Below are 26,494 nucleotides of genomic sequence, written 5' to 3'. Positions count from 1 at the left end.
AGTATTTTTTGATTCAAAATATATACCTCTTCCCGTACCTAATAGTTCCTCAAACCGACCTATAAATTTCAAGGCTATAAGAGGACAATATAAGTATAGATCTAGGAGGTCTAAATGAAACTATTCAATCAATTCACAATCCTTCCAAGATACCTAAAAGCATTTAATTATGCTGGAAACAGAATGGAAGAAATAACAAGAAATCTTGATAGAGATAACCATTTATTTGAAGACTATTGGAAGAGGGAATGTAGAGAACATCCAACTAATCAGCATTGTTTAGTCTATTGCGACTGAGAATTTTAATCTTAAGGGTTGACAACTGAGTATAAATACTCTATAAATAAAGTGTAGTAAATACTACCAAATCGTCCGATCTACTATTAGATAGACCGCAGTACGAATCAAGCCATAGGACGGGGACTTGATCAAGACCAGGAGCTGCATCATGGTAAACATGTATTTTAACGGCAAATCTTTCGTATATTGCAAGAGCCAAGAAGAGAAAACAATAAAGCTTACTTATAGAGGATCTAGTTACTTGAGATAAATAAAATCTCATATCTATTAGATATTTAATAAACTATTTTTTTTTAGAGGTGTTATGCCATGAAATTTACTAATTCTCCTTTTGCCATACTCGATAAGAACATGAACGCATTAGATTATCAAAAAAGAAATTTAAAATATGAGGACTATTGGAGAAGAGAGGGTGAAAGTCAAATCGAAGAAGATTTCAAATAACTAGATAAAAATAAGATTGTTATCTGAGGAAAATCCTTTAATAATTAACTAATTTTCTCTTTCCATCTCTAGTTTCTACTCTATTTATTCTTAACCCAATAAACAGAGCCCATATAAGTGCAAAGACAATTGGTAAGAAAATGATCGCAAGTTTCATCATTTTTTTAATCCTGTTATTTGCAAAAATAATAACTTTTAAATCAATAAGAATATATAGGTACTTTATCTAAAAAAGTAGGGTCGAGGTTAGATCGAGTGTCAATCAATTATTTCCCCTAATAACAACTTAATATAAGTAATTAACAAATTAAATTTATGCTTAAATATTACGGCTCTCTCATTAACTTACAAATGTATTATTCAGAAACTAAAGTCATAATAGGTGGTCTAGCTCATGTTCCAATATTAATTTTCATAGTAAATTTTATTAAAGGAAAGTTTGAATCTATAGCATCAGAAATAATTGAAGTTAAAACAGAAGAGCCAAAGGTAAAAGTAGTTGAAGTAAAAGAAGAAGAAGTAAAAGAAGAAGAAGTAAAAGAAGAAGAAGTAAAAGAAGAAGAAGTAAAAGAAGAAGTAAAAGCGGAAGAGTTGAACGCGAATGAATTTAAAGAAAAATCAGAATAAAATAGGGGACTTTAATAGTCACCATTGATTTATTAGAGGTAAATAAAATCCTAGTTATAGCTTGATTCTCGACCTTACTGTTCACACAGAATTGATTATCTGTTCATATAGGGGTTATAAATTAAAGCTATTACTAGGCTTTGTGCTCTCTCTTAAGAAAAGTGCATGTGATGCATTTTGCTATTCCTAGAAAAGGTTTCATTTTTATCAACAATTCTATTAGAACCTTATGCGAACTTTTTATTAATTAATAGTCGATCTAAAATGATGAAATCTTTGATCGTCAACGTCCGCCATTAAATCATATTCTTTTAATTTTTTTGTAATCTGCTTATATTCAATATCATTTATTAAATAAGCTAAATATTTTTCTAAAAAATTTATATTGATTTTTAGCTTCATTAATTTCCTTTATTTATTAATAGCTAATAATTCACGTTCTAACTTTTTTTATGAACACACTCATCACAGATAGAAAACAAAAAAGCTCGCTTATATCCCTAAAAGCAAGCTCTCATGACGATTTAATTTTAAAAATTTATGCTGGCAATTTACAATCAAGTTCTATTATTCCTTCATCCATAAGACGACCAATTTTTAAAACTAGTGCCATATCTAACCTTGAAAATTCTGATTGATGATCTGCAATCCAATCCAATTCGGATAAAGTTATTGATCCAGTTGCATTAACTAGGAGAAAAAGAATACCTAAATTCATTTTTTTAATTAGTTGCTTTTTTCCCTTTAGCTATCATTACCACTGGCACTAATAGATATGTAAAGAAGGAGATTAAGAAAATGTCTATATTCATTTTAAAAAATACCTGGGATAATCCAGCCAAAAAGACCGTAGTTTACTACCAATGCGAATATGCCCATCATTGCCATTCTTCCATTAGTTCTCTCAGCATTTTGCCAATAAGTTGGTTTTGAGTTTTCCATTTTTTTTTGTTCTTTAAAAAAAGTGATTAAGTTTTTATAGTGCGAAGGGCTGATTTAAATAAAGATGAGATGAAAATCATTTTGATACATGTCCTCTAAGCTCCTTGGGGAAGGTAGTTATACATCGGGGAGATTAATCCACCGCCATCATCATCATCATCATCATCATTCCATGGCAAATCACTCAACATTAATGCACTAACAATAAATACTGTTATGACTGGCATAAAAGGAAAAAGTATAGTGTTAATCCAAGTGTTAATTCCTGCCTCAAGCATTAAACAAAGCCAGGAATAATTTGACCTGTTGTTAGATAAGCACCAACAAGAGCAATAAAGCCCATCATTGCAAATCTGCCGTTAAGCTTCTCAGCTATAACCTTTTCCTTCTCAACTGTTTTTGTGTTTGTCATTAGAACCAACCAGGAATAATTTGGCCAGTTGTTACATATGCGCCAACAGCTGCAACGAAACCGAGCATTGCTGCCCAACCGTTAAATCTTTCTGCTTCAGGAGTCATTTTTATAAAGTAATTTATGTTAACTAATGTAACACTAATATTAATTTATGTAAAGAAATCAGTTTAAAATTCTATTTTTTTGAGATATCATATACATATCTGTAACATAACTGTATATTAATTTAATTACTGTAGATATTTTTATCAAGCTGCTTCTGGGGTAAATATTCTGCTAAATTTTTTATTTGTAAAAGTTAGAGGTGTAAGTAATAAGTTTTTTATTTATTCCCAAGTTTTCATATCAGAGAAGTCGCTCGCTATTGCATGAAGCATCCCTCCTACAAATGATCTTGGACAACCAAGTTTGTTAACTAAAACTTCTGATTGTTTTTTGATATCTTCCCATGTAGGTCTGATATCCTCATTTATTTGTTTAAGGCTAGGTTTAAATTCTTCAGAATCATTCATGTAAAAAGGCATTAACTCATTGAAATTCAATTGATAGTTAAGAAAATCTCATTTATCTAAATAAATATTCAATAAAAATTACAAAATAAATTCTTTTGAAATTATTCTAAGCTGATTTAAATTCAGATTATTTAAATAATTATTTGCAATCAGTTTTTGCTGATTAATTTCGAGATCTTTAATCTCAGAAATAATGCTATTAGATATTAAATCAATTAAATGTTCTTTATCCATTACTTATTTATAAACCTAAAACAAGCATTAATTATTTAAAGTCTTCAACTCAACATATAAGTAAAAATACTTAGATAAATAAAAAACTTATAGGTTAGCTAAATCACTTTAATAGTTTGAAATTCCAAGCCAGTTTTAATGACATCAAGATCATGCATTTTATTAGAAATATAGCCCTCTGAATTTTCATTCCAAAAACCTATTTGTTTTTGGCAATCAATATCTAAAAATAAAAACAAAAATGATTTTCATTTTCATTATGGTGTAAATTTTATACATAAGTTAGTATTTTTCATGAGTCAAGTTTGGTTAATATCAGGGTCGCCGGGATGCGGTAAGACAAATTGGATACTAAATACTTTTAAGAATCATTCTGGAAATTGTGGTTATATACGTCTTGGAGGCTATTCAGAAATTAATTTAGAGCAAGCTATAAATTCAAAAATTGATTTTGCTTTATTGAAAGATCAAATTCCTAACTTATTAGACTTATCTATTTCAAACTTAATATCAGAGAAAGATAAAGAAAACATTTTAATTATTATTGAATTTCCACAATTTTTTATACCTAAATCTCAAGGTATTAATGGAGTTGATCTGAGAATTATTAATGAACTTGAAAAATATAATCTCCAGCCAAATAGATATCTTCATTTTGGTAGAGATCCAGAATTATCAATTAAAGATACTTTAGATTTTAGAGCAATTGAATCAATAAGCCTTGATCTTAAAAAGCATATTTGGGATCCTGCAAGCTTGAATACTTTTTGGTTTGAATTAGTTAATGGTGCTTATGGGGATGTATATAGAGCAAAAGCATTAATGAACTTGCCTGATGGGCGTTACATATTCTTTAACTGGATAGTCAGTCAGCAAGGATCTCAATATCAAACATTAAACCAAGTTGCTCCTCTTAATGGAAGACCAGAAAGATGTTCTGAAATTGTTATACAAGGGAAAAATTTAAACTTCGAGTCAATAAAATCAACGATTCATAATTGTCTTCTTAATGATGCTCTACTAGATCATCATCAAACTTCACTTAGAAATTCACAACTACAAACTTCTAGCCGTTAACTTAAAAATGAATCAAGCTGTCATCTCATGTTTACATGCAAATTTACCTGCAGTAGAGGCTGTCTTAAAAGATATTGAACTCCAAGGAATTACAAATATTACCTGTCTTGGAGATCTAGTGGGTTATGGTCCTCAACCTAATGAGGTTATTGAGTTAATAAGAGATAAAAAAATTCCTACTTGTCAGGGATGTTGGGACGAAGACGTTGTTGATGGATTAGATGCTTGCGATTGTAGTTATCCTTCTCAGCTTGCTGAAAAAAGAGGTCATTTTGCTCATCAATGGACTACTGATAAATTAACTAAAGAAAATAAGGATTATCTAGCTAATCTACCCTACTCAATACGTAAAGATAAATGTCTTTTTGTTCATGGTAGTCCTAATAGTCAACATGAATATCTTCTACCCGATATGGATGCATTTGCCGCTCTTGAGAGAGTTGAAAATGCCAGAGCAGAGATTCTATTTTGTGGTCATACTCATCAACCTTATATTCGCGAATTAGCAGATGGTTCAATTGCTGTAAAAATCAAAAAGGGTGCCCCCAAAGATATTCAAGAAAAAGAAATTCAATTGCCGATGCGAAGAATAGTAAATGCAGGTTCAGTAGGAGAGCCAAGGCATGGAGGAACTAAAGCTACTTATGTTGTTCATAACGAAGTTACAAATGAAGTAAAAATTAGAGAAGTGGAATATGATCTTGAACTTACGTGTAAAGCAATAATAGATGCCGGTCTTCCTCCGATTTTTGCATGGCGTTTAAAAAATGGATTCGAATTTGCAGAACAAGCTGAAGATGCATCTCATGTTTGTGAAAGATGATAGAACGCTGGGCACTCGTAAGTGGTCTTAAAGGGGATCTAGATACTTATGAACTTATTCAAAAAGACTTAAAAAGAACTCCAGGTAATATAACTCTTTTTGTTTTGGGGGATATGATAGGTCCTGAAAGAAACTGTAATAGGCTTCTCCATAGGTTAATTAATCCAAAAAGTAATGATTTACAACCATGGTGTATATATGGTTGGTGGGAAGAACAAATCCTCTTGGAAAGTGGTTACCGTGGGGATCAAAGAGCTGAAGCTTTGAGAATAAAAAAGGGTGAAGAAGTAGTTAAGTCTCTTACGAATGCTGTAGACAAATCATTTTTTGATTGGATAGCAGCACTTCAATTTGGATTTGTTGAACTTGATTGTGGCTTAATTCACGGAAGCTCAAAAGATATTGGCGAAAATTTAACACTAGATACGCCGCCACTGACACTCCTTGATAGACTTACACGTCTTCAGGTAAACAGATTATTTACTGCAAGAAGCAAAGAACAGTTTCATTTGGAATTGACAGAGGGAACTGTTAATTCTGAAGTAGAAGATTTAAATGGAAATCGTAAGAAAGAGCAGAAAGTTCCGCAAAAAGCTGTTATTGGTATTGGGGCAGGAAAAAATTATACTCTTTATGATGTAGGGACTGATAATACTCAATTCGTACAAGCAGGATATAAATCAGAAAAAAGAATTAAGGGATTTGGAATGCTTTAGTTTTTAGCGAGTGAATCAAGTTCCCTAAACTTGTTATGAATATATTTTATCGGTATAAGTGGTCTAAGGACTTGTCCTTTTTGTAAGGACTTGAGCCTAGCGGTTTCAAGGTTAACCCCGCACTCCTGCACACGAGTACAAAAACCTTTTTTATTAATGAAGATTACTTCCAAGACACTTAGCTTGCTACTTAATGTAGTTTTTGTGCTTTGTGTCTTTGTTATTTAAAGGCTATTCATCAAAAGAGATTAATAGTTTCCGGGTTTTATTACTTCGAACCGAATGCAATATCGGTTTGTTTTTTAGTCTGTAAAAGTGTAAATAAAGTGTGAATAGAAAATTTAGAATTCTTGAAATTCTTGTAATAGCTAGACTGGATCACTTTTCATTAGCCAAAAATTTTCTTCAGTCATATCAAGGATTTGGAGTAATTTATCTGCAAAAATTCGGCTAAAATTAGAATTTTTTTATATGTTTATTATCCATCAAAGTTTCTATTTAGGGAAGTGATGGTTGGTATTGGGTGCAGGCGAATTATCGCCTACTCACACATGAGCTTTTTATGTAACATAATAAGTTTACATAAAGTAACAATTAAATGAAAAGACTTTTTCCTTATATAGCCTTTGCATGTTTAACTGGTTTTACGGCTACAACCGGCTTACCAGTTATAGCAGGTGGTTGTAGTAGCCACATGAACAAAAAAGCTGAAATCAAATGCGCTGAAGATGATACTGAGTGTCAAATTGAAAAAGCTGAAAAGTTTGATTTAAGAGATTCTCTCAAGTCATAAAATTATGACTCAAATCAGTTTTTTTATGAACTCTGCCCCAAGAGATTTAATCGAGTTCGTATTCTTTACTGCTGTTGGCTTTACTGCAGGATTATTCGGATTAATTTAGTTATAGAAAATCGACCCATTCTTTTTTTCTCCTAACCTTTTCAAGTCTTTCTTTCTTTTATGTGATGGCTTGCTTAAGGAATGATTTAATTAATCAAAAGTAAAAAGTTTTTTTAAAATTACCTTTTATAGATAAATTTTTGTATGTCTTCGAATAGATTAGATTTTGATTTAAAAAATCCATTACTTTTTAAATAAGATTTTCCTTTTTCTATATTTTCAATTCTTTTTTTATAAGAATTTTCATCTAAATTTTTTTGCATAAAAAAATAGTCGGACTCTTATTCTGAATAATGCTCACAAAAAAGCAGTTACCTTAAATACAAAATTTAAAATTCTTTTTTGAATTGCTTCTCATTCAAACTAAAGATCTAACAAAAAAGTTTCTTTCTTAAATTTCTAAGAATTTTTTGATATCTTGTTCTTCATGTCCTCAATATTATTAATTAATTTGTCTAACCATTCTGTATTGTCTTCTGGTTTTAAATATGTAATTTTTGGTTGATTAATTTCAAGAGTCTCAAAATCTCCACTCATAAATTCTTCTTTGTATATTCGTTTTAATACCTCTTTATTCTAATTGATTCGACTAAAACACTGGGTATCTAATGTGTGCGGTTTGAGGAACATTTAGGTACGGAAAGAGGTATGTTTTTTTAGCCATTTAAATCTATGGCTGACTTAAATTAGAAATATGGTTGTCATGAGTTGGTTGCGTTGCTACAACTGAAATCAACCATAAACTTTAAATTGCATTTAATAAAATGACTTACTACAGTTGCTTTGATCAAAAAGGAAACATAATTGCTCGATGTCAGACTAAAGAAGATATAAATGTTCTTAAGAAAATGGGCAGACCAATAATGGAAATAAAAGAAATGAAAAAAGAGGAATCAGTTGTTTGTTCTTTAACTGGTAGTCCATCCGATTATAACGACGATTATTAAGAGTATGACTCAAAGAACACTTTAATTAAATCAACATGGAAGATCAGTAGTTCTTTTGTTGGTTGCATTGAATAGCATTTGTACTTTCTTTTCTACTTTTGAAAAAGCATTAACTAATCTCGAGAGAGCGAGATAAAAATATTTAGTTATTTGTGGACTGACAGTCAATCGGGTAGTTTATTCTTCAGGATTTAAAGTAGGCACACCTTCTGCTGAAGCTACAGCAACCCACATAACTGCTGAAGAATTACCACTATTAGCCATTGTATGAGCAGGAGTATTTGCTGAGAGAACAAATGAATCCCCCTCCTTAAAGGTTTTACTAATACCTGTCTTTTCCGCAAGAGTTAATTCACCACTTTCAATATGACCCAGTAAAGGTACAGGATGAGAGTGCATTGGTATAGTTGCTCCATTTTCAACTTCTACTCTTATCAAACGCATTTCAGCTTTTCCTTTTGGATACTTAAAATTATCTCCATCAATGTTTTCTGAAGAGGTAAAGATCTCTTGTACATCAACAGGAGATTCTGCCGCTATAGAAATGCTTGGATTGATAAGCATTAATGCAAAAGCTAATGCAATGAATAAATTCTTGATCATTAATTTGAATTTCTATAAAATTATTTAAACTTATAGTATTTATTTTTTAAATATCTTTCAGTACTTGATTTAACTTTTTATGTTTTTGTATAAATCTTTTATAAGGAGCTAGCGTCCCCTTATTTTTAATCCAAGGTTAATGTAAATTTTTTCTTATCCTTTTTTATAAATTAAATCTTAAATTATGTAGAGAAACTTATACAGAAATCGTTTTTATATAAGTTATATAAATCAAATTAAGTAGTCTTTTTTACCAATTATATACACCTGTTTTTAAATAAATATATTTGTCCCTGAAAAGCCTCTAAAAAATACTTTTTCTTGAAATAAAGATTGACAAGACATTCATAAAAAAAACTTTTATAAAACATTAACTTCTTTTATAAATATGTTTCTAACCAACAAGACTCGTTTAAAAATTAAGGATATTATAAAGAGGATTTCACTAGATGAACCTGTCTCATTGGAAGATAGAATTTATATAGAAAAGTTTGCAAAACATAATTCAACTATATGGACATGGCTTAAGAAAGCTAATAGCTTAAGAAGATATGGTAAGCAAAAATCAGATGGAATAAATGGACTTATCCAGAATCTTGGCCTTGATGGTTTAGAAACTGAAAATCATTTTGATCCCAAAAATGATGATCTTGCTGATTGGTTTAGTGGATCTCCCGATTGGGTGAGGAGGAGCTAATTACCCTTCTTTTTAAATAAATTCAAATTAATAATGAAAAAAGGGAACTTCCTCAACTTATCTTGGAGCATAATCACAAATTCCAAATCGCATACATTCCATTTGAGCATCAGTTAATTTTCTCTCAATTGATAACGTATCAAACAAACCACCAAATTCATGTTGAATTTTATTTTTAATTAGATTTCCGTAAGTCATAATTAACCCCCTTTTTTAGAAGTTATTTAGTATTTGTTATATACAAGAATCAAGAGTTTTAATACCTAAAATTAAAACTATAAATTAATCATTTTTAAAATATTTCACTAAATTCATAATCAGTATTTTTGCTCTAGGAAATTTGAATCATCACCTTTAAATTAGTTCCACTGATTGGAGGTTTTACTTCATGAGTACTTACAAAACGAAATACTTTAAAAATACAAAAAAGATCAATAACACTCTTTGGTTGGATAAATTAATTAATCAACTTGAAAAAAAATCAAAGGGAGTTTGATCATGAATACATTTAGAAATAAACAATTCAAAAATGAATTAGATCCCAAGTATTCCTTCTATGATTGTCTTCGTAGTTGCGAAATTAAGAGTAATTCTGAAAAATCTTTAGAAGAATGCGTCGAAAATTGTGAATCTAGTCCAGTACCAAAGAATCTCGATGGCTAAAAATAGGAATTTAAACTCTATTCAATACCTATTTTGACGTTGTAGGGTTTTTATATAAATTTAAGGAGGGTAATCTTATAACCAACCTCGCAATTGAGCTACTTCTTCTGATTGTAGTTTTAGTTAATTTTGGAGAGATCCTTACCGTTAAAATTTATTCACAATCAGTCAAAGAAATTCCATGTAAGAGAACATTTTGTAGTGAATCTATAAGTAACCCATATTGTTTTTTTTGATAAATTAATTACAAACTAATAACTCTTAAACTAGAAATCTAATATTAAAAGTTAAGGTCCACCAAAACTAAAAATAAGGTGTATATGGTACTTCTGTTTTTAATGAATCTCCGTAGTAACTTTCAGCTGACTTAACTAAGATCCAATAAATGAAATTCAGAAATGATTTTTCCATAGGAATATCTATACCCTTTACTAATTCAAATCAGAATTTCAAATAAAAACATCGTAGAAAATACCTAACTAAAGAGATTTAGATTTTCTTAGTTAATTTGTGATGGTTAGGTTTGTATGAAATGCTGCTAAAGTTTGACTGGTCAATCGATTTGGTAATATTGCTTATTCATTCCTGTAATTTCTGAAGATATTTTAAATAAAATATATAAAAGTAAGAAATTTATTAGTACTCAAAAAAGTCAAAGCCATAAAAGACAAGAGCAAAATAATACAGAATGCTTAGATGAATTAATCAATAAGATTGAAAGCATGAAAAACAAAATATCAAATACTTATTAATCAATCTTCTTTTACATTTGTTATCAAGTCAGCTTGTATTTTTCTAGGCTGGCTTTTTGATGATTTGATAATTTTCCATGCTTCTGATGCAGTGTCTGCATATTGGAAAAGATTTAAATGTTCATCTTCAATTAATCCAAGATCAGCTAAATATTCAAAGTTAATTATCCTATTCCAATACTCTCTACCAAAAAGTATGATTGGGATTTTAGTTTTCATTCCTGTTTGACAAAGTGTCAATAGTTCAAATAATTCATCTAGCGTTCCAAAACCTCCAGGGAAAAATACAGCAGCCACTGATCGCATGACAAAATGGATCTTTCTTAATGCAAAATAATTAAACTTAAAGCAAAGACCTGGTGTTATAAAAGAATTAGGGATTTGCTCATTAGGAAGACTGATATTTAACCCTATAGATTTACAATTTGCTTCAAATGCACCTCTATTGGCAGCTTCCATAATCCCAGGCCCCCCACCTGTCACAATCACGTGAGAATTACAGTTTTTATTTTGATTACTAATTGAAGCAAGTTTAGAAAACTCTCTTGCGGATTGATAGTAATGACTCATTAGAAGCAAATTTTCTAATCTATTTAAATTTCGTTTTAGAAGTATCGATTTATGATTTTTTTTAATTAACTCTTCTATATTTTCAATTCTCTTTTTTATATTTGATTCTTCTGTAATGGTTGCGCCTCCAAAAATAATTATGGTTGAAAGAATTTTATTTTCTTCAAGGATTAAATCTGGTTTAGTAATTTCAAGAAGCATCCTAACTCCACGCATTTCATTTCGGCGTAGTAGACCAATATCTTCGTGAGCCAATTTATAAGTATCAGAATTAATAATTAAATTCAGGTTTTTTAAATTATTACTAGGGGATATATATTTTTTCATTTCAAACAAGAGTTTTAACTTTTCTTTCTAGAGGATTAAAATAGACTCTTTTGATTTTGTTATTTTCGTAAATCCAATAAACAGGCGGACTTCTTCTTGCCTTAACTAAATTAATTTTGTCTAATTTTTGAGGGATAAATTCTTTAGTAGGATCAAAAAATTTATCTCTTTTGGGTTGGTTTAAAACAATACTACCTTCTTTACTTGAGATAGATCTGTGATAAGTTCCTATAGGAATTTCTAATGCTCCCATAGATCTATTTAAATAAATCACATGATGAGGTTCATCCCAGGAAGGATTTATTAAAACAAATTTCCTTTCTCCAGTGATAACTAAATTGTGGTCAATTTGATGATTGTGAATGTAATATTGCTCATCTTTTAAATCATCTGGAGGAGATATAGCTTCCCCAGAATGGATCACAACATCAGAACCATTAGAACTATCTATGCCGGCATCGAAGAATGTGACTTTTGGAGTCTCTCTAAAAATATTTATTGGGAAGAATCTTAATTCCATAGTGCTAACTCCCTTTTAGAAAATTTATAAATACTAATAAAAATTTGTTTACTTTTAAAAAACAGCTATTTTTTGATTTTTAATTGCAACAAACTAGGCAATCTTCTTGATTTGGATAATCTATACATTCTTTATTTAAAGTTTCTTCTAAAAAATCTACTTTCTTAACATAATCAAGATCTTTTAATTCTTTGTTTGGAACCGTGAACTGAGTTTGTAGTTTCATTTTCTATTCTCCTAATTAATACTGTTTTTTGAATCCATTCCAAGTTTGAGAAAACCTTAATCCCAGATAAGAAATTAAAATTGTCCAAAATAAAATTTCTATACCTAAATTTGTCATTTGCTTGGCCTCCTTTCTACATGATTATTCTTTAGTACGGGTATTATGTAAAAATCAAGCGTAATAATACTTAAAAGTTAAAGTTTTAATCACAAAAAATCTTGCGATGGTTTTTACTCGGATGTTCTGTATATTCATTATTCCAATAAGCTTCAATTTTTTTGAGCTTATTATCAAATGTAAGGTCTTTTTTATCCAAATTAATTTCTTGGATATTAAATTTGTCATTTAGTGCCATAAGACTTACCCCTTGGCTACAAGTATGTTCTAATTCATTTGAATAGTTAATTTCAAGTTTTATGTGTGCGGTTAGAGGAACAAAATTGTACGGATTAAGGATCAAAAAAAATCTCAAATTATTTATAATTGCAATGAAAATATCTTCAAAAAATTTATTCCAACTTTAATAAAAATTTGTATAAATTTTGCTAGAAATTATATTCTCTTAATACCTTCTTAGGTCTCCCATTATCTATCATTCATCTAATTTATCTGCATACTCTCTTAAAATTTCAGCGATCTTCTGGGGTGGAATTTCTTGTTGATATTCTGTACATAAATCAAAAAATTCATCTAAGAAATCTTTTATTGAAAAGGATATAAAAATTAGCGTTTCATTTTAAAAGTAAAGTATGCAAACCCACCAAGCAATAAAAGACTCACAACCCCATAAGTAATCCCTATATCGTACATGTACGTCATTTATTTATAAAGATATAAGCAGAATATAAATAAACTAAAAAAACTCCAATAGCAATGGAACTTCCATAAATAAGAAAGTTCCAAAATCTATATAATTTAGGTTTTTTAGATTTTTCTTCTTCTTTAGTAATCATTTATTTTCTTTTTCTTTTCTGGCAGCATTACCTTTTGCTCTTAATAACAAAGTTATCGTAAGGGCAGCGCTTAATATCACAGTATCAATTAATAGGTGCGGGGAAATATTCATTAGCTGAAAAGAGAAATAAGAAGAGTCATTATCTTTTCATCAATAAATCTATTAAACATTAAAAAAAAGAGGGGATTATCCTTCTAAGTGTAGATCGACTGTCAATCTCAGTCTATTTTAGCTTTTTAGCTTCTCTTAAAAAAACAGTATTTTATTTAGCCAGAGCAAGAGAAGGCACCTGCAAGAATATTTTTAAAAATTGGTGCTTGACTCAAGGCATACAAAAAGAAAGATGATGATGCGAGAGTTATAGCTATTTTAGAAGCCCTGTTAACTTTCAAATTTGAGACTTTTGCAAATGCCGAGTTCATTTTTTCTTTAATTTTATGACTTTATAATAGCTGCAAAATTAAATATTCAGCATCAATATTTACCAAAGAATAATTTTATTGCTCCTTTTTCTCAGCTTGCATTTTTACTAGTTCAAATTCTTTTTTAGAAACTATTCTGATTTTGTATGCTGGATATCTTGTCTTCCACCATTTATTGATCGAAATAGCTACTCCTTCTAAATTTTGGGTACAAATATTGACCCATAGAATTTTAGTTTCAACTTCTTTGTAGAATTCCCAACTTGTAGGTGAAGCCATTCAAAATCGCAAATGAAAAAATTTATAATTGTTGAAAAAAAATTTAATAAATTTTGGTATATGGTCCATAAGCTAAAACTTTTGTTTTTTTAATAAGAGGATTTAGTTGAAGATATAGAGTTTTCATTAAGTGGTAATAAAAAGCTTTAAACAAAAGGTTTACATCACTTTCGCTTTCTAGGAAAGTATTACTTTTATTTTAGAACGAGTTTCAATTAAAAAATATCATCGCAAAGAAGGGGCCAAAAATCGACCCCTCTTGGTGAAACTCTTCCAAAGAAACACCATTAAAATCTTACTCTGAAAGTTGCAAAGTTAAACATATTAACAAAATCAAGATTAACAATTTATGCGGCCTTTTTAAAAGGGTTCATATTCCTTAAAAAGCTATTACTTTTGCGGGTAATCATTTTTCTATATCTTTGATTTATATCCAGGATATACTTCCTAGCTTTCTTATCACTTTCAATTTTCTTTTTTTGAAGACGTAAAGCTCTTAATTCTTCTATTGACATTAGGACATCATCTTCGTTGAAATTTAAATGATCAAATTGCATCAGTTTAAGAGATTAAGTTTCTTCTTTAAGTGCAAGATTAACAACCTTATCTTTATTTGCAATAGAGATAATTAACCAACTTAACTCAAATTAGTTATTGAATATTCAGAAAGCTATGAATTTAAGCATTAAAAACTTTCTAAAATTAAGAAAAACGTTTGATTGAATTAGATGGAACTTCTAAATATAGAAATGATTCTCCATAATGAGATTCGGCTAATCTTATTAGGAACAAATAAAAGAAATTTACTAAAGCTTTCTCCACGAGGATTTAGTAACTAATTTAAATAAACTCATCATTTTTGTAATAGCAATATACAAAATAAATTTATTAAGCAATCAAGATATTTACCTTATAAAGCATAGTTGCATATTAAAAAAGAAAAATTTGCACTCTCAGACTTTAGGCAGCGGACTAAATCCTCGTGGAGTATTGGACTTTAGCCCGCTCTATTTTTTTAGCAAAAGAAAAATATCACTGCAAGGTAACTAGATCACCAATTATTATGTTTGATTCTGAATCAGCCCTTATTGGCTAATTGATCAAGAGTATCTGTGCATAGGTTGGTATAATTGTGCTACAAAACTTTTGTTATATCAATGGATTCAGTATTTTTGCTCATTGATATATTCATTCTTTGAATAATATTATTATTGTTGCCTAAAGAAGGTTTAATTTTGAAAAATATAATTAAATTTTTTAAACTACTTAAAAGAAGAATTGACATTCTCAATTCAGAGGCTGAATTGAAATTTATATTGGAAAATAAATAATGGGATTCCCACATTGCCCTATTTGTGTAGTTCTAGCATTTGTTTCAGTTTTTATGGGAGTTACTCGTAGTTATATGTTCTTTATTCTTTTTAGGGAGTTTCTGAGAGCAGAATCTAATTTTAAATTGAAGTTTAGTTTCTATTAATTGTTGACATCTAAGTATAAATACTTTATAAATAGATTGTAGTAAATACTACAAAATCGTCCGATCTACCATCTGATAGACCGCAGTACGACTCAAGCCATAGGACGGGGACTTGAGCAAGTTTAGGAGCTGCATCATGGTAAGCATGTATTACAATGGAAAGTCATTCGTATATTGTAGAAAACAAGAAGAAAATGTTATAAAGCTTACTTATAGAGGATCTATTTACTTGAAATAAGGTTTCTAATTTCTTTTTTAAAAAAGTTAGGACATTTATTTAAGTTTTTGAACTCAGCACTTATTAATTCGTTATAAGAAAAACTTATTGTGGAGATATTTTTTACCTATTTAAAAATTTATATATTCGTATATTTAGTAACGAGAAATTAATTTTAAAATAACTATTTTGTAATTAGATTTTTAAAAGGGTATGCAACCTATTTCTGAAGAACTGTACAAAAAAATAGTTGAGAGTTCTAAAAAATGAGTAAGTTACTAATTGCTTTATTAGCATTAGATATAGGCGTTAGTCTGTCTAAAGTTTTTATTTTTACCTGAAAATTAAATTACTAAATAAAATAAGCAATTGTTTTCTAAAAAAAGAAATATTTACTGGGTATTCTGTAATTGATGTGTTTATTTTATAAAATAAAAAATTAAACCAATAAAAGAGCTAACTACAAGTATTAGCGCCATTAAAAGAGCTATTAACTTTGCTAATCCCATAAAGATAAATCCGAATTTCCTGTAGATCTTTGCATCCAGTGAATTTTCCAAACATTATTTACTTTTTTAAAAATTGACGTAACTGTTGGTAAGTCATCATTAGGTGTTCCTTTATAAGTAAATTTTGAACCTAGTGTAAAAATGCACATTACTATATTTTCGCTTAAAAATTCGAATCGATGAATTTTGGTTATTTCTGCCTTTTCTTGAACTATATCCCCAGTAATCATTAGTTCGAACCCTTTTGCATCTATAGGATTACCACTCGGTCTTATGAATAGAAAATCTGGAGTTGCATTGTCAACAAAAAATGAGGCCATTTTTTTTGGATTAGCAAACTCATTTAATAATGAAATTATTTTTTCTTTATCATTCATAAAAAAAGGGAAGTAACCCTTCTAGTTTAGATCTACTGTTTTAAATATACAAATCGAAATGGGATAATTCTAAAAAAATTCGTTAGGATATTCGAAATAATTAAATTTTTAATGTCAATCATGATCAATTCATTAAACAAATTATTGCCCGTTGGCAAAAAGCTGAAAAAATATTTGCCTTTTTTTATTGGATTTAAATTACTTACATTTACTGGCTTTCTTACTTATTTAATGAATCGCTAATTGATATAACATTAAAAATAAAGTTTAACTAAATTAAAATCTAGTGAATAAAGAAGAACGAACTAAAAGATTTAAGTCTATGTCAAGTATGCAAAGACAAGAATTGATATTAAAGAAAATGAAAGAGAGAGGCATAGAGGTGGGAAGTGGAATTCCTAATAAAAAATACTATAGCAAAGAGGTTTATGAATTAATTCATATTGCGAATTGCTTTCCAGAATTAAGAGAGGGGAAAAAAAATATTTAGGTTTCTTTAATTAAGTTATTTATTTTGGTTCCCTTATTGCAGAAATAATTAATCCACCTATCAATCCGAGATTAATAAATACTGCTCTTTGATGGAAAGGAAATACATGAAAAATTATTGTTGTTGGAATAAGAAATAGTAATAAAAAGACTGAACCGATTTTTTGTTTTTCACCAAATATAAAAAATCCAGAACCCAAGATAAGACATATAATGGCTCCCACTAGAAGAATAGATGAAATTGGTTCAGGAATGCCTTTTGTAGAAATATATTCAACTGTTCTTTCAAAATTATTTATTTTGCCGGGTATGGCTGAGATAAATATTGCTGAAATTGATACTCTTGAAAAAAAATCTAAAAAAGATTTGATCCTTTTATTTTTCAAAAAAGAATTTTTCATAATCTTATTATAAGAAAAAAATTTTATGCGTTTGATAAATTCTTAATTAGTCTGAAATAATTTTAAATTTTTCTCAAAGAGGTTTAGCTATATTAAAAGAAATCTTTTTAATTAATGTGAATCTTGTTAAGGTAATTAATAGTAATTTATGAATTGCCTTTTTATATTTATGAAATAATAAATCTAATTAAAATAAATGTTTAAAAATTTTTTTTTCACTTCTTTTTTAATTTTAAGTTCCCTCATAACTATATATCCTTCAAAAAAAGAAAATACTAATTTTTTGGATTATTGTTATTCTTTAGAAAAAATAATTTCTAGAAATACAGTAGAAAAAAATAAAAATCTATCTAAGAATTTTAGGCCTTTAGCAAAAGATATTGCTCTATTTGGGAATAAAAAAACTAAAGGCACTTTCGCTAATAAGATAATTGATCAATATAAAAATTCCAAAAAATTATTTATTATTAATTTTGTTCCAAACAAAATTTATTGTTTAGCAGGATATTGGATAGAGGAAGTAAGTCCAGGAAAATTTGAATCAATTTTCTATGAGAAAACCAAACAAAAAATAAATGAATATAAGAATACTAAAAAAGAAGTAGATGAATTTATAAAAGGAATTAATTTAGAATATAAATCTATAAAAAAAGAAATTAATGATTTTTTTTAGAAAATTAAAATCTTTTTTCTAAAACAATTGGTTTATTTGTTACGTTCGATTCATTTTTTTTAGATTGTGAAATAAAAAACAATAGAAATCCTAAAATGAATACAAAGCCAAAAATTGATAAAAAATAATTAAATTTTTTTTTGAGATTTAATTTAAGCCTGCTTTTTGCCAGTTTTTCAAATAAACGGAATTTTTTAATTGATAATTGAACGTATTTTTCTGAAGTATTTTCAAGATAATTTTTGTTAAATAGTTCTTTTTGATTTACTTTGCTTATTAATTGCAAGTTATTTTCAGAGGCACCAACTTTGTAATTTGATTGCTTATAAAAAAATTCATGCATATTTGAAATAGTTTTTATTTTTTTATTTTTTACATCATGTTTAGATTTTTTTAAATTATCGTCAAACCATTCGTCATAGATAATGAAGTTGGGCTTTGCAAAATAAGACAAGACTATATTACGAAAAAAGTACAATAAAAAGATAAATTAAATAAATAAATAAAGTTATTTTTTGTTGGTAAATTTCATAAATCATGTTTAAAAATCATGACTAATTGTCAATTTCTTATTTAGAGTAATTTTACAGATTTCCAATTCTCTAAATAAAATAAAAAGTTGATTATACATCTAAATGAGAACTTTAAAAAAAAACTCACGGATATTATTTAATTAACTTTAGTATGTTTTCATTTGATTTTATTATTATGAACATTTACTTATTCTGGATATTATTTTTAGCTCTATGGGCAATAGTTCCTTTAATGATCATTAAAGGCAGAGCAGATGAAGCGCCTAAAGTGCAGACTTCACCAAAAGTTAAAGCAAAGAAAAAAGCCTGGTTTAATTAGAATCTCTTTTGCAATAAAAATAATTTGAAAGGTAAATCTTGATAATCTAAATTAAAGCCTCAGATAACTTTATTTTTAAAAGTGGAAAAATTAGAAAATAATTTCCTTTTTTTGGTTGTTCTAGGCGGTAGAGCAAGAAAAGCTAATATTGAGCTACATGATGTTAGATGGGTTGTTGGATCTAAAATTGAGGATACATTTCCTACTTTGAGAAATGATTGGTTTGGATCTCCAAATGGATTGCATATTGATAGCTATAAAAAAATAGAATATATAGATGGCTATAAGATTAATTTAATTAATTTTGAAAAGGATAAAAAAGAAAAAAAGCAATTGGTTAAAAAAAGGAAGGCCCATAAATTTTTATGGTTTGTCAATATTGGAGGCTATAGTCCAACTTCTATGCAAGAAAAACATGAGTTTGGTTTAGTTATCGCTTCAACTAAATTAGAGGCAAAAAAAATTGCTAAATCTAAATGGCTTATTGGCTGCGAAAAAAAGCATAAAGATGATATTGCTTCTCTAGAAATGTTAATTAGTTTTGATGATTGTGAACTAATAAGAAAGATAAGTAATTGGGAAATTGAATTAACCGAGGATAATAATTTTATTGAAGAAAATAATTATCCTGATTGGTATGGTTATCAAAAAATAGATGCGATATAAGGATCTTGGAATCTTATAGTTGCAAAAAATTTTGATAATTAAATATATTAAAATTCATGTTCTTAAAATCTTAAATAGAACTTGATTTTTTCAATAAATAAATTCCACCGGTTAGAGAAATTATGACAGGTAACCATGCAGCAAAAATAGGTGGCAAAATACCTTTGACTCCAAATGAACTAAATATAAACGACATTACATAATAGATTAATATAAGGATCACGCTCAATCCAAATCCCTGACTTTTTGAAGATCTTAAATTAGATTTAGATCCCAAACTGCTGCCTATTAAACCAAAGACCAAGCATGCAAAAGGTAGAGTAAATTTTTCTTGAATGCGGACTTTAATTCTTCTTAACTCCTTTAAGTTTCCAGTTTTTTTATAAATCTTTTCTGCTCTAAAAGCCTGCTTTAAAGTCATTTCATTAGCATCTTTAGGTACTTGTGCTAATTCCAAGGGACCTTCTATGAATGGGTATACATATCTTTGAAATTGAATATTGCCAGTTTGACCATTTCGATCGATAGATACCATACTTCCATTTAAAAAAGTCCAAGAAGAATTTTTTTTATCAAATGTTGCACTTTCCGCTTTTAAAATTTGTTGTATATCTTTTCTCGAGAAATCTAAAACAGTAACACCCTCCATAATATTATTATAAAACCCTGATGCATAAAATATATGAGTTAGGAAGTTATTATGTTTTGTTGGTTTATTAGTTGAAGGATCAATTCTAGAGCCATATCTAGAAAACATAATGTTATCTTTTCCTGTTTCATTACTAAATGAGCTGCCAATTCCTGCTCTTAGAGTTACCTCTGCTAACTTGTTACTCGCCGGGACTAAATTATCATTGAAATAGAATGTTAAGCCTGACATAAATATTGAAAGAGCAATAGCTGGAGAAATAATTCTTGAAGTTTTTATCCCTAATGATTTCAAAGCTAATATTTCTGAATTGCTTGATAATTTCCCATAGGCTAACAATGTAGAAAGTAAAACTGCCATTGGGAATGATAAAACTAAAAAGCTAGGCAAACTAAAAAAAAGAACTTTTAAAGCTAAAAATAGAGGTAAACCAAATTCAACAATTTTTCTTATGAGATCGAACATTACCCCAACAGATAATGAAATAACAGTAAAAGCAGAAATTGCAAATATCATAGGGGGTATAATTTGACCTAATAACCATCTATCTATTAAGGGTATTGAATACCATGGTGTAATTACTTTATGGATAGTTTTTTTTATAAGTGATTGATTTGTAAGTTTCAAAAGAAATTTATTAAATTTTTACTGTCTTTCCCTGCATTATAAAATATGAATGTTTTATAAACCAACATAAAATTTTTATAAAAAAATAAAATTTTAATTTGCTAATTTCCAAAAAAAAATAGTTTGTAAACACTTGCAGTAAAACAAATAATTTGTTTTCTTAAAAAGAAAGAGGCTAAGAATGAAAAATAAAACTTTTATAAAAGAATGCAAGTGCGAACACTGCCAACAAAAAATAGATCAAATTAATAATTCAATATCATATTGGAATAGATTAATTTTAAGAAAAAAGTTATTCAAGCTAGTTTAAAAATCTATTATTTCTAAATAATAATAAAGTTTTTTGATCCTTAAATATTATTCCTCATGTAAACTAATTCAATTACTTAGCCTTTTGATTTGTTTTGTAGATAATATTTTCTCTATTTAAAAGAAAAAGGATAATAACAATGCAAGAAGGGATGAGAATAAAATCTAAAGACATAACTTTTTTAACTCTATTTTTTATTTAGCAAAAAATTTTTTTATTGACATTTTTCTAATTACTTAAAAATAAATTTGTTAGAAAAATTGTTATCTATTTGTTTATTTTATTTAGTTGCTCTTAAAATTGAAAGAGCTTGCAAGTATCCCACAGGCAAGCTCATGACGAACTAGTTAAATTCAGATTTTCTGACGTTAACCAGCTAAGCACTTCCTAAATGCTAAATTCATTCTACTAAGTAAAATTACTTACTGTGAGTATAAATGCTTATTTTTTATGATTTACCAGTAAATTAGATAATTAAGAAATAATTTAATTAGAAATTTCGCATTCTGCTAATTTTTTAGACGAAAATGTTACATATTTGCCCCTAAATACTCAGAGGCAAGCCATAAGAGGGCCTTGGTTTACATAAGTTAATATTTGTGTTACTTTAGTTAACAATTATTATTATCTTTTAATGACGAAATCAGGAGTTACAACAGAATCAGGTGGAAGACAGAATATGTTCCCATCAGAAACTAGACCTTATATTGATGAAACTGTATCCTACGATGGGTATCCTCAGAATGCAGAAAAAGTAAATGGTAGATGGGCTATGGTTGGTTTCGTTGCACTATTGGGTGCTTATGTAACAACAGGACAGATTATTCCAGGAATTTTTTAATACTTAAATTATTCCCTTACAAACTTTTCTGTTAAAGAACAATAAAAATTTTTTCTTAAAAATTAATTTAAAATCACCTTACCTCCTTTTTACAGTCATAATTCATCTATTTTAAATTTGAGAATAAAAAAAACCAAACAAACGTTATTGCATTTAGGCTAAATATTATTCCAAGGAATAGGTAAGCAAATTTCTTGCCAATAAATGCCGTCTCAGGTTCAAGTTTTACTCTCATTAATTACTCGAATTGTCTTGATAAAGATAGCATCATTTAAGAAATAAATTTATGTGTTAAAGAAGAAAAATAATCAAATTCATAATTCTACTTAAGAATTTTATTTTGATATTGTTGATTTTATATTTCAGCACTCTATTAAAAAAAATTGAATCCTTGAATGTTGTTGCTTATAAACTTTCTTAGTTTTAGTAGTTTTTGCGACAATATAGGTTAGTAAAATTAGCCCAAACACTATCTTCAAACTAAGTTTTGACAAGAGAGAGATGTTCCTCAAAACTAAAAAAATACTATTAATTTAATTTTTAGCAACTAGGAAAAATTATTATACTGATTTTTAAAATATTTTTTAGGTTCTACAGATGATTATTAAAACCTCATATTAGTGCAGAGTATTTTAAAAAAAATATCACAAAAAAAAAGAGTCAAATTTCAAATTACATTTGACTCTATAGAAAAAATTAAAAGTTTATATTAAATAAAACCAGGAATTATTTGACCTGTTGTTAAATATGCTCCAACAAGAGCAATAAAACCTAACATTGCAAATCTTCCATTAAGCTTTTCAGCAACGATTTTTTCTTTTTCAACTATTTTTGATTGGTTATTTTTCATTAGAACCATCCTGGTATGATCTGGCCTGTTGTTACATAGGCACCGACTGCTGCAACAAAACCTAACATTGCTGCCCAACCGTTAAAACGTTCTGCTTCTGGAGTCATTTTGTTTGTGTAATTTGTAAACAAATGTAACATATTTATTTAACAATGTAAAGAAAATAGTGCTAATTCCTTTTATTTGTCAGGAAAATTTTATAAATGATACATTTATGTGTCGAAATATACCTTATGTTTGATTCAATTTTGGTTCTAATATTTTAAATTAAAAAAAAAAAAAATAAACTTTTTGCCTTGTTCTTTTTAAGGTTTATCCTCATTTAGAGGTAATTTAAATTAATATAAAAGTAGAGTCAGCTAGTAGGGATACAGGCTGACTCTTTTTTTGAGAATTTTTAGTTTTTATTAAAAGTAGTTTTTAGAATTCAAATAGTTGCTATTAATGAATTAGATATATATCAATTCATGTCATCCGCTACCTACTACATGCATTTAATTTTTGGAAGAATTCCTTCTCTAATGAGTTCTGATTTAATACTTTATATCTTGCCTGCTCTTACAATTTCAATATTATTCTTTAGCCTTAAAATAATATTTTTTAAGACTCCTAAATTGAGAAAGGTTAAATAATCAAGGATATAAAATAATTCTTTTTACTTAAGCGCCCAATTTTTTTTTTAATTTTGGATAATAGACTTTATTTTTCGGCGACTCAAAGAAATAGAGACTGCATTGGTGATGTATTATCCAGAATTATAAAAAAGGGTGCAATATTGGAAATTGGGAGTGGCAGCGGTGAACATGGAGTAGTTTTTCAAAAACGCTTTCCTGGAATAATTTGGCAAACAAGTGATCCAGAGTTAGTACATAGAAAAAGTATAAGTTCTTGGATTGAGTCTGAAGACTTAACTAAGAAAATGCCCCAGCCTCTTGAGATTGATGTAGAAAAAACTCCTTGGAAAATTTCATTGAGATTAGCTCATTCTTTGCAAGGAATAGTCTCTATAAATATGATTCATGTAGCACAGTGGTCTTGTACTGTAGCACTCTTAAGAGAATCAGGGAAATTACTCAATAAGGGACAATTTTTGATGTTGTATGGGCCATTTAAAATTTGTAATAAGCATACAAGTGAAAGTAATTATTTTTTCGATAATGCATTGAAAATGCAAAATGATCTTTGGGGTATTAAAAATCTTGAGGAAGTTTGTGATGAGAGTAAGAAAAATGGTTTTTCTCAAGAAGATATTATTAGGATGCCCGCGAATAATTTTTCAATAATTTACAGAAAAGTTTCTTTATAAGTCAAATTTAAATATCAATAAGTTATTCAAATTTATATTCGATCAACCTGATAGTTTTTTGCTCCATTCTTTATGCTTTTGATCTAAATCTGAAATTTTTTCGCCTAAACTCAACTGTCTTTCTAATAATTCAACTTTTGTAAGTGTTATTTTTTCCGAATAAAATTTAATAGGTTGTTTACCATGCAAATTGTCGCCACTCATAAAATTACTAAACTTTCAGATATTTTCTAAGATGAAAAATTTGTTATTGCTAAATCTTTTATATTCTTTTCAGATTTGCGTAAATTAATGTGATAAAGAATTGATGCTTATTGTGTTTTTAATCCACCATTTTGTAAGAAGATTGCCATATATATCTTCCTCTCTTGAAGTCTGACTTAACAGCAACGCAATTGCAAGCAATATTCCATAGTGCCTTGTGTATTGGATCAGGATTAAAAAGATATGCTTTTTTAAAGGATTTTTTAATTAAGACAGTTGCCTTTTTTGCATGATAATGAGGGATCGTTGGACATACATGATGAACTACATGGCTAGAACCTATATTGTGGTGAAGAAAATTAAGGACTCTACCGTAAGGCCTGTCAATAGATAGAAATGCGCCTCTCATAAAGGAAAATTCCGTATTTGAAAGATGAGGTACATCTGAATCTGTATGATGAAGCCATGTATAAACGACTAGCCAACAATTAACTACTAATAAAGGGCCAAAATACAGAGCAATTACTGGAAAAAATCCATAGTTGAAAACTAAATAAACAATACCCACTGATGTCAAACCTACGCCAATATCTGATATCCAAACTTTTTTGGCCCATATTGATGGCCATAATGCTTTAGAAAATGGTTTTGTTGGCCAAAAATGATTTGAAGTACCATATTTAACTCCTCCTGTACTTCCCGTAAGTAAATAAGCAGGCCAGCCAAATATTAGATGTAAAACAAGTTGAAGAATTCCATAATTTTTCTTACCTAAGGAATTTGAAAAATGTAATTCTTTTTCTCCGCCAACTTTTTCTGTAACTCCATTCCCTTTAATCACTAAAGGGACGTGAGTTTCTCCATTGGTTATGTTATTTGTGAATCGATGATGAACTGCATGAGAACGTTGCCAAGAAAAATAAGGCACTAGAAGTAATGAATGTAGTAAATAACCAGTTATAGATTCCAATGTCTTATTTTTAGAGAATGCTCCATGCCCACATTCATGGGCAATTACCCAGAATCCCATTGCAGTGGTACCTGATAGTAATGCGTAAATAATCCAAATTGGGATCATTTTTGGGGTAAATGGAATAGATAACCCTATCGCAACTACTAATGATTGAATTAAAGCTGATTGTAAAAGATACTTCAAAGAAGTTTTGGTATTACACTTAAAAAAGTGATCTGGGATAACATCATGAAATTCTTTTATGCTTGGAATATCTTTATCCTCTATTACAAGCGCTTTGCCTTTAAGACCTGAAAATTTTATATTACTCAAATTTTTTTTGGTTAAGAATTTTGTTATATAAAAGTGAATTTATATATTCTATTATCCACCACAGGATCTAATAATGAAAAGAATTGATAAATAATTTTTCGATAAGGTTTTTACGACTTTAATTTCGTCTTCAAATAAAATTATTTGTGTTATTTATTGATTTATTCATTAATGCAATCTTTTTATTCATCTACTTGATCCTTTTTTATACTGATTGTCTTTAATCTTCTTTAAAACTTAATTAATTTAAAGACCGCGTATATACCTCTTAGGCAAACCAGATTGTTTACGTGGCTTTACTAGAATAGGCAAAACAATGACTCCTACCGTAAAAAGACAGATTGGAGCAACTACCATCAATATAGATTCTAGAGACATGAATAATTTTGAATTTATTAATAAATAGCAGGCTTTATTTTAAAAGTCATGCGTATTTATATCTAATTAGTGAGAATATATTCAAATTTTTATAAATTATTAAGTAAAAAAGAAAAAAAGATTAAAAAACATCAGTTTTTTAATAATTCGTCCTATTTACATAATCATTATTTTTAAAATTACTTATGGATGAAGAAAAACAGTGGATGCTTATGACTTATTATTGTCCAACCCATGGTGATTTAGGTTTAGTAAAACCGATTCAAATAACAAAAAAAGAAATTAGTAAAACATTCTTAAAAAAAACTAGAAGTTCTAAAATTAATTTTTCAAAATAAAACCTAAGATATTTTTAAATTGTTCTAAATTTTGATTGAAATCTGGTTAATTAAAATTGATATCTTACAAAAATCCCATAAGCTGCTTTTTTA

42 protein-coding genes and 1 pseudogene are annotated in these 26,494 nt (G+C 28.4%); 17 read left to right on the top strand and 26 right to left on the bottom strand.

Features of this window, described 5'->3' with window-relative positions; genetic code table 11:
- Nucleotides 1-114: 114 nt before the first annotated feature.
- Nucleotides 115-297, top strand: coding sequence for a hypothetical protein (locus HA149_RS07970; protein ID WP_079296299.1), 183 nt, complete (start codon nt 115-117; stop codon nt 295-297).
- A 40-nt stretch (nt 298-337) separates the two neighbouring features.
- On the opposite strand, the gene HA149_RS07965 is transcribed toward HA149_RS07970, so the two are convergent.
- The gene (locus HA149_RS07965) at nt 338-562 is read right to left on the bottom strand and encodes a hypothetical protein (RefSeq protein WP_209114671.1); all 225 of its coding nucleotides are present in this window, start codon (nt 560-562) and stop codon (nt 338-340) included.
- 47 nt (nt 563-609) lie between these two features.
- Between HA149_RS07965 and HA149_RS09635 the strand changes: the two genes are divergently transcribed.
- Nucleotides 610-744, top strand: coding sequence for a hypothetical protein (locus tag HA149_RS09635; RefSeq protein WP_280634157.1), 135 nt, complete (start codon nt 610-612; stop codon nt 742-744).
- Nucleotides 745-1,059: 315 nt separating this feature from the next.
- A complete protein-coding gene (locus tag HA149_RS07960; protein ID WP_245154719.1) occupies nt 1,060-1,371 on the top strand; it encodes a hypothetical protein in 312 nt (103 codons plus the stop codon).
- A 243-nt stretch (nt 1,372-1,614) separates the two neighbouring features.
- Here the strand turns inward: HA149_RS07960 and HA149_RS07955 are convergent, their stop codons facing one another.
- From HA149_RS07955 to HA149_RS07930, 7 genes and pseudogenes are all read right to left on the bottom strand, one after another.
- Nucleotides 1,615-1,773 carry a hypothetical protein gene (locus HA149_RS07955; protein ID WP_209114669.1) on the bottom strand — a complete coding sequence of 53 codons (159 nt, stop codon included), beginning with the start codon at nt 1,771-1,773 and terminating at the stop codon, nt 1,615-1,617.
- A gap of 136 nt (nt 1,774-1,909) precedes the next feature.
- Nucleotides 1,910-2,089, bottom strand: coding sequence for a hypothetical protein (locus HA149_RS07950; RefSeq protein WP_209114667.1), 180 nt, complete (start codon nt 2,087-2,089; stop codon nt 1,910-1,912).
- 95 nt (nt 2,090-2,184) lie between these two features.
- Nucleotides 2,185-2,316: pseudogene (locus tag HA149_RS07945) on the bottom strand (chlorophyll a/b-binding protein); the annotation flags it as partial.
- 92 nt (nt 2,317-2,408) lie between these two features.
- Entirely contained in the window at nt 2,409-2,540 is a 132-nt protein-coding gene (locus tag HA149_RS09630; RefSeq protein WP_280634156.1) for a hypothetical protein, read from the bottom strand.
- 50 nt (nt 2,541-2,590) lie between these two features.
- Nucleotides 2,591-2,725, bottom strand: a complete 135-nt coding sequence (locus HA149_RS07940; protein ID WP_025926969.1) for a high light inducible protein — start codon at nt 2,723-2,725, stop codon at nt 2,591-2,593.
- A complete protein-coding gene (locus HA149_RS07935; RefSeq protein ID WP_011132751.1) occupies nt 2,725-2,832 on the bottom strand; it encodes a high light inducible protein in 108 nt (35 codons plus the stop codon). Before HA149_RS07935 ends, HA149_RS07940 begins: the two co-directional genes overlap by 1 nt.
- A 222-nt stretch (nt 2,833-3,054) precedes the next feature.
- Nucleotides 3,055-3,240 carry a hypothetical protein gene (locus tag HA149_RS07930; RefSeq protein ID WP_025923503.1) on the bottom strand — a complete coding sequence of 62 codons (186 nt, stop codon included), beginning with the start codon at nt 3,238-3,240 and terminating at the stop codon, nt 3,055-3,057.
- A 528-nt stretch (nt 3,241-3,768) separates the two neighbouring features.
- On the opposite strand from HA149_RS07930, the gene HA149_RS07925 reads away from it, so the two are divergent.
- From HA149_RS07925 to HA149_RS07910, 4 genes are all read left to right on the top strand, one after another.
- Nucleotides 3,769-4,551: a GTP-binding protein gene (locus HA149_RS07925; RefSeq protein ID WP_209114662.1), complete on the top strand. Its 783-nt coding sequence runs from the start codon at nt 3,769-3,771 to the stop codon at nt 4,549-4,551.
- A gap of 7 nt (nt 4,552-4,558) precedes the next feature.
- Nucleotides 4,559-5,374: a metallophosphoesterase family protein gene (locus HA149_RS07920; RefSeq protein ID WP_209114660.1), complete on the top strand. Its 816-nt coding sequence runs from the start codon at nt 4,559-4,561 to the stop codon at nt 5,372-5,374.
- A complete protein-coding gene (locus HA149_RS07915) occupies nt 5,371-6,090 on the top strand; it encodes a phosphoesterase (protein WP_209114658.1) in 720 nt (239 codons plus the stop codon). The genes HA149_RS07920 and HA149_RS07915 overlap by 4 nt, the downstream gene beginning before the upstream one ends.
- A 598-nt stretch (nt 6,091-6,688) precedes the next feature.
- Nucleotides 6,689-6,883, top strand: a complete 195-nt coding sequence (locus tag HA149_RS07910) for a hypothetical protein (protein WP_042850958.1) — start codon at nt 6,689-6,691, stop codon at nt 6,881-6,883.
- Between the two features lie 507 nt (nt 6,884-7,390).
- Here HA149_RS07910 and HA149_RS07905 read toward each other — a convergent pair.
- Nucleotides 7,391-7,528 (bottom strand): hypothetical protein, encoded by a 138-nt coding sequence (locus HA149_RS07905; protein ID WP_209114656.1) that lies wholly within the window; start codon nt 7,526-7,528, stop codon nt 7,391-7,393.
- Nucleotides 7,529-7,755: 227 nt separating this feature from the next.
- Here HA149_RS07905 and HA149_RS07900 point away from each other — a divergent pair, with 227 nt between their 5' ends.
- A complete protein-coding gene (locus HA149_RS07900) occupies nt 7,756-7,938 on the top strand; it encodes a hypothetical protein (protein ID WP_209114654.1) in 183 nt (60 codons plus the stop codon).
- 177 nt (nt 7,939-8,115) lie between these two features.
- Here the strand turns inward: HA149_RS07900 and HA149_RS07895 are convergent, their stop codons facing one another.
- Nucleotides 8,116-8,541, bottom strand: coding sequence for a cupin domain-containing protein (locus HA149_RS07895; protein WP_025923499.1), 426 nt, complete (start codon nt 8,539-8,541; stop codon nt 8,116-8,118).
- 388 nt (nt 8,542-8,929) lie between these two features.
- On the opposite strand from HA149_RS07895, the gene HA149_RS07890 reads away from it, so the two are divergent.
- A complete protein-coding gene (locus HA149_RS07890) occupies nt 8,930-9,238 on the top strand; it encodes a hypothetical protein (RefSeq protein WP_209114652.1) in 309 nt (102 codons plus the stop codon).
- Nucleotides 9,239-9,295: 57 nt separating this feature from the next.
- Here HA149_RS07890 and HA149_RS07885 read toward each other — a convergent pair whose 3' ends face one another.
- Entirely contained in the window at nt 9,296-9,436 is a 141-nt protein-coding gene (locus HA149_RS07885; protein WP_209114650.1) for a hypothetical protein, read from the bottom strand.
- Between the two features lie 300 nt (nt 9,437-9,736).
- On the opposite strand from HA149_RS07885, the gene HA149_RS07880 reads away from it, so the two are divergent.
- Nucleotides 9,737-9,901: a hypothetical protein gene (locus HA149_RS07880; RefSeq protein WP_209114648.1), complete on the top strand. Its 165-nt coding sequence runs from the start codon at nt 9,737-9,739 to the stop codon at nt 9,899-9,901.
- Nucleotides 9,902-10,653: 752 nt separating this feature from the next.
- Here the strand turns inward: HA149_RS07880 and HA149_RS07875 are convergent.
- From HA149_RS07875 to HA149_RS07840, 8 genes are all read right to left on the bottom strand, one after another.
- Nucleotides 10,654-11,550 carry an LOG family protein gene (locus HA149_RS07875; protein ID WP_209114646.1) on the bottom strand — a complete coding sequence of 299 codons (897 nt, stop codon included), beginning with the start codon at nt 11,548-11,550 and terminating at the stop codon, nt 10,654-10,656.
- Between the two features lies 1 nt (nt 11,551).
- The gene (locus tag HA149_RS07870; RefSeq protein ID WP_209114644.1) at nt 11,552-12,070 is read right to left on the bottom strand and encodes a hemagglutinin; all 519 of its coding nucleotides are present in this window, start codon (nt 12,068-12,070) and stop codon (nt 11,552-11,554) included.
- A 79-nt stretch (nt 12,071-12,149) separates the two neighbouring features.
- On the bottom strand, nt 12,150-12,296 hold the full coding sequence (locus HA149_RS07865; protein WP_209114642.1) for a hypothetical protein: 147 nt from the start codon (nt 12,294-12,296) through the stop codon (nt 12,150-12,152).
- Nucleotides 12,297-12,498: 202 nt separating this feature from the next.
- Nucleotides 12,499-12,756 (bottom strand): hypothetical protein, encoded by a 258-nt coding sequence (locus HA149_RS07860; protein WP_209115411.1) that lies wholly within the window; start codon nt 12,754-12,756, stop codon nt 12,499-12,501.
- Between the two features lie 761 nt (nt 12,757-13,517).
- Complete coding sequence (locus tag HA149_RS07855) at nt 13,518-13,673, bottom strand: hypothetical protein (RefSeq protein ID WP_209114640.1); 156 nt, start codon at nt 13,671-13,673, stop codon at nt 13,518-13,520.
- Nucleotides 13,674-13,748: 75 nt separating this feature from the next.
- Nucleotides 13,749-13,952 (bottom strand): hypothetical protein, encoded by a 204-nt coding sequence (locus tag HA149_RS07850; protein ID WP_042850950.1) that lies wholly within the window; start codon nt 13,950-13,952, stop codon nt 13,749-13,751.
- A gap of 347 nt (nt 13,953-14,299) precedes the next feature.
- Nucleotides 14,300-14,509, bottom strand: a complete 210-nt coding sequence (locus HA149_RS07845) for a hypothetical protein (protein WP_209114638.1) — start codon at nt 14,507-14,509, stop codon at nt 14,300-14,302.
- A 1,636-nt stretch (nt 14,510-16,145) separates the two neighbouring features.
- Nucleotides 16,146-16,532, bottom strand: coding sequence for a DUF3804 family protein (locus HA149_RS07840; protein WP_209114636.1), 387 nt, complete (start codon nt 16,530-16,532; stop codon nt 16,146-16,148).
- A 322-nt stretch (nt 16,533-16,854) separates the two neighbouring features.
- Here HA149_RS07840 and HA149_RS07835 point away from each other — a divergent pair, with 322 nt between their 5' ends.
- Nucleotides 16,855-17,022, top strand: a complete 168-nt coding sequence (locus HA149_RS07835; RefSeq protein ID WP_245154718.1) for a 3-phosphoshikimate 1-carboxyvinyltransferase — start codon at nt 16,855-16,857, stop codon at nt 17,020-17,022.
- Nucleotides 17,023-17,041: 19 nt separating this feature from the next.
- Here HA149_RS07835 and HA149_RS07830 read toward each other — a convergent pair whose 3' ends face one another.
- Nucleotides 17,042-17,422, bottom strand: a complete 381-nt coding sequence (locus HA149_RS07830; protein ID WP_209114631.1) for a DoxX family protein — start codon at nt 17,420-17,422, stop codon at nt 17,042-17,044.
- Nucleotides 17,423-17,618: 196 nt separating this feature from the next.
- Here HA149_RS07830 and HA149_RS07825 point away from each other — a divergent pair, with 196 nt between their 5' ends.
- The gene (locus HA149_RS07825) at nt 17,619-18,095 is read left to right on the top strand and encodes a carbon storage regulator CsrA (RefSeq protein WP_209114629.1); all 477 of its coding nucleotides are present in this window, start codon (nt 17,619-17,621) and stop codon (nt 18,093-18,095) included.
- Between the two features lie 4 nt (nt 18,096-18,099).
- Here HA149_RS07825 and HA149_RS07820 read toward each other — a convergent pair whose 3' ends face one another.
- The gene (locus HA149_RS07820; protein WP_209114627.1) at nt 18,100-18,549 is read right to left on the bottom strand and encodes a hypothetical protein; all 450 of its coding nucleotides are present in this window, start codon (nt 18,547-18,549) and stop codon (nt 18,100-18,102) included.
- A 254-nt stretch (nt 18,550-18,803) separates the two neighbouring features.
- Between HA149_RS07820 and HA149_RS07815 the strand changes: the two genes are divergently transcribed.
- On the top strand, nt 18,804-18,947 hold the full coding sequence (locus HA149_RS07815) for a hypothetical protein (RefSeq protein WP_209114625.1): 144 nt from the start codon (nt 18,804-18,806) through the stop codon (nt 18,945-18,947).
- 81 nt (nt 18,948-19,028) lie between these two features.
- The gene (locus tag HA149_RS07810) at nt 19,029-19,613 is read left to right on the top strand and encodes a DUF1543 domain-containing protein (protein ID WP_209114622.1); all 585 of its coding nucleotides are present in this window, start codon (nt 19,029-19,031) and stop codon (nt 19,611-19,613) included.
- A gap of 70 nt (nt 19,614-19,683) precedes the next feature.
- Here the strand turns inward: HA149_RS07810 and HA149_RS07805 are convergent, their stop codons facing one another.
- Nucleotides 19,684-20,889: an LptF/LptG family permease gene (locus tag HA149_RS07805; protein WP_209114620.1), complete on the bottom strand. Its 1,206-nt coding sequence runs from the start codon at nt 20,887-20,889 to the stop codon at nt 19,684-19,686.
- 944 nt (nt 20,890-21,833) lie between these two features.
- On the opposite strand from HA149_RS07805, the gene HA149_RS07800 reads away from it, so the two are divergent.
- Complete coding sequence (locus HA149_RS07800) at nt 21,834-22,040, top strand: high light inducible protein (protein WP_025900842.1); 207 nt, start codon at nt 21,834-21,836, stop codon at nt 22,038-22,040.
- A 709-nt stretch (nt 22,041-22,749) separates the two neighbouring features.
- Here the strand turns inward: HA149_RS07800 and HA149_RS07795 are convergent.
- A complete protein-coding gene (locus HA149_RS07795) occupies nt 22,750-22,890 on the bottom strand; it encodes a high light inducible protein (RefSeq protein ID WP_209114618.1) in 141 nt (46 codons plus the stop codon).
- A complete protein-coding gene (locus HA149_RS07790) occupies nt 22,890-22,997 on the bottom strand; it encodes a high light inducible protein (RefSeq protein ID WP_011132751.1) in 108 nt (35 codons plus the stop codon). The genes HA149_RS07795 and HA149_RS07790 overlap by 1 nt, the downstream gene beginning before the upstream one ends.
- 578 nt (nt 22,998-23,575) lie before the next feature.
- On the opposite strand from HA149_RS07790, the gene HA149_RS07785 reads away from it, so the two are divergent.
- Entirely contained in the window at nt 23,576-24,196 is a 621-nt protein-coding gene (locus tag HA149_RS07785; protein WP_209114616.1) for a DUF938 domain-containing protein, read from the top strand.
- A gap of 42 nt (nt 24,197-24,238) precedes the next feature.
- On the opposite strand, the gene HA149_RS07780 is transcribed toward HA149_RS07785, so the two are convergent.
- Nucleotides 24,239-24,400, bottom strand: a complete 162-nt coding sequence (locus HA149_RS07780) for a hypothetical protein (RefSeq protein WP_187149184.1) — start codon at nt 24,398-24,400, stop codon at nt 24,239-24,241.
- A 118-nt stretch (nt 24,401-24,518) separates the two neighbouring features.
- Nucleotides 24,519-25,685: a fatty acid desaturase gene (locus HA149_RS07775; protein ID WP_209114614.1), complete on the bottom strand. Its 1,167-nt coding sequence runs from the start codon at nt 25,683-25,685 to the stop codon at nt 24,519-24,521.
- Between the two features lie 563 nt (nt 25,686-26,248).
- On the opposite strand from HA149_RS07775, the gene HA149_RS07770 reads away from it, so the two are divergent.
- Nucleotides 26,249-26,401 (top strand): hypothetical protein, encoded by a 153-nt coding sequence (locus HA149_RS07770; RefSeq protein WP_209114612.1) that lies wholly within the window; start codon nt 26,249-26,251, stop codon nt 26,399-26,401.
- The last annotated feature ends 93 nt before the right edge of the window (nt 26,402-26,494 follow it).

The sequence above is a fragment of the Prochlorococcus marinus XMU1406 genome, from assembly GCF_017696055.1.
Lineage (GTDB): Bacteria > Cyanobacteriota > Cyanobacteriia > PCC-6307 > Cyanobiaceae > Prochlorococcus_A > Prochlorococcus_A marinus_W.
This window is presented reverse-complemented; position numbering and strand designations above follow the sequence as displayed.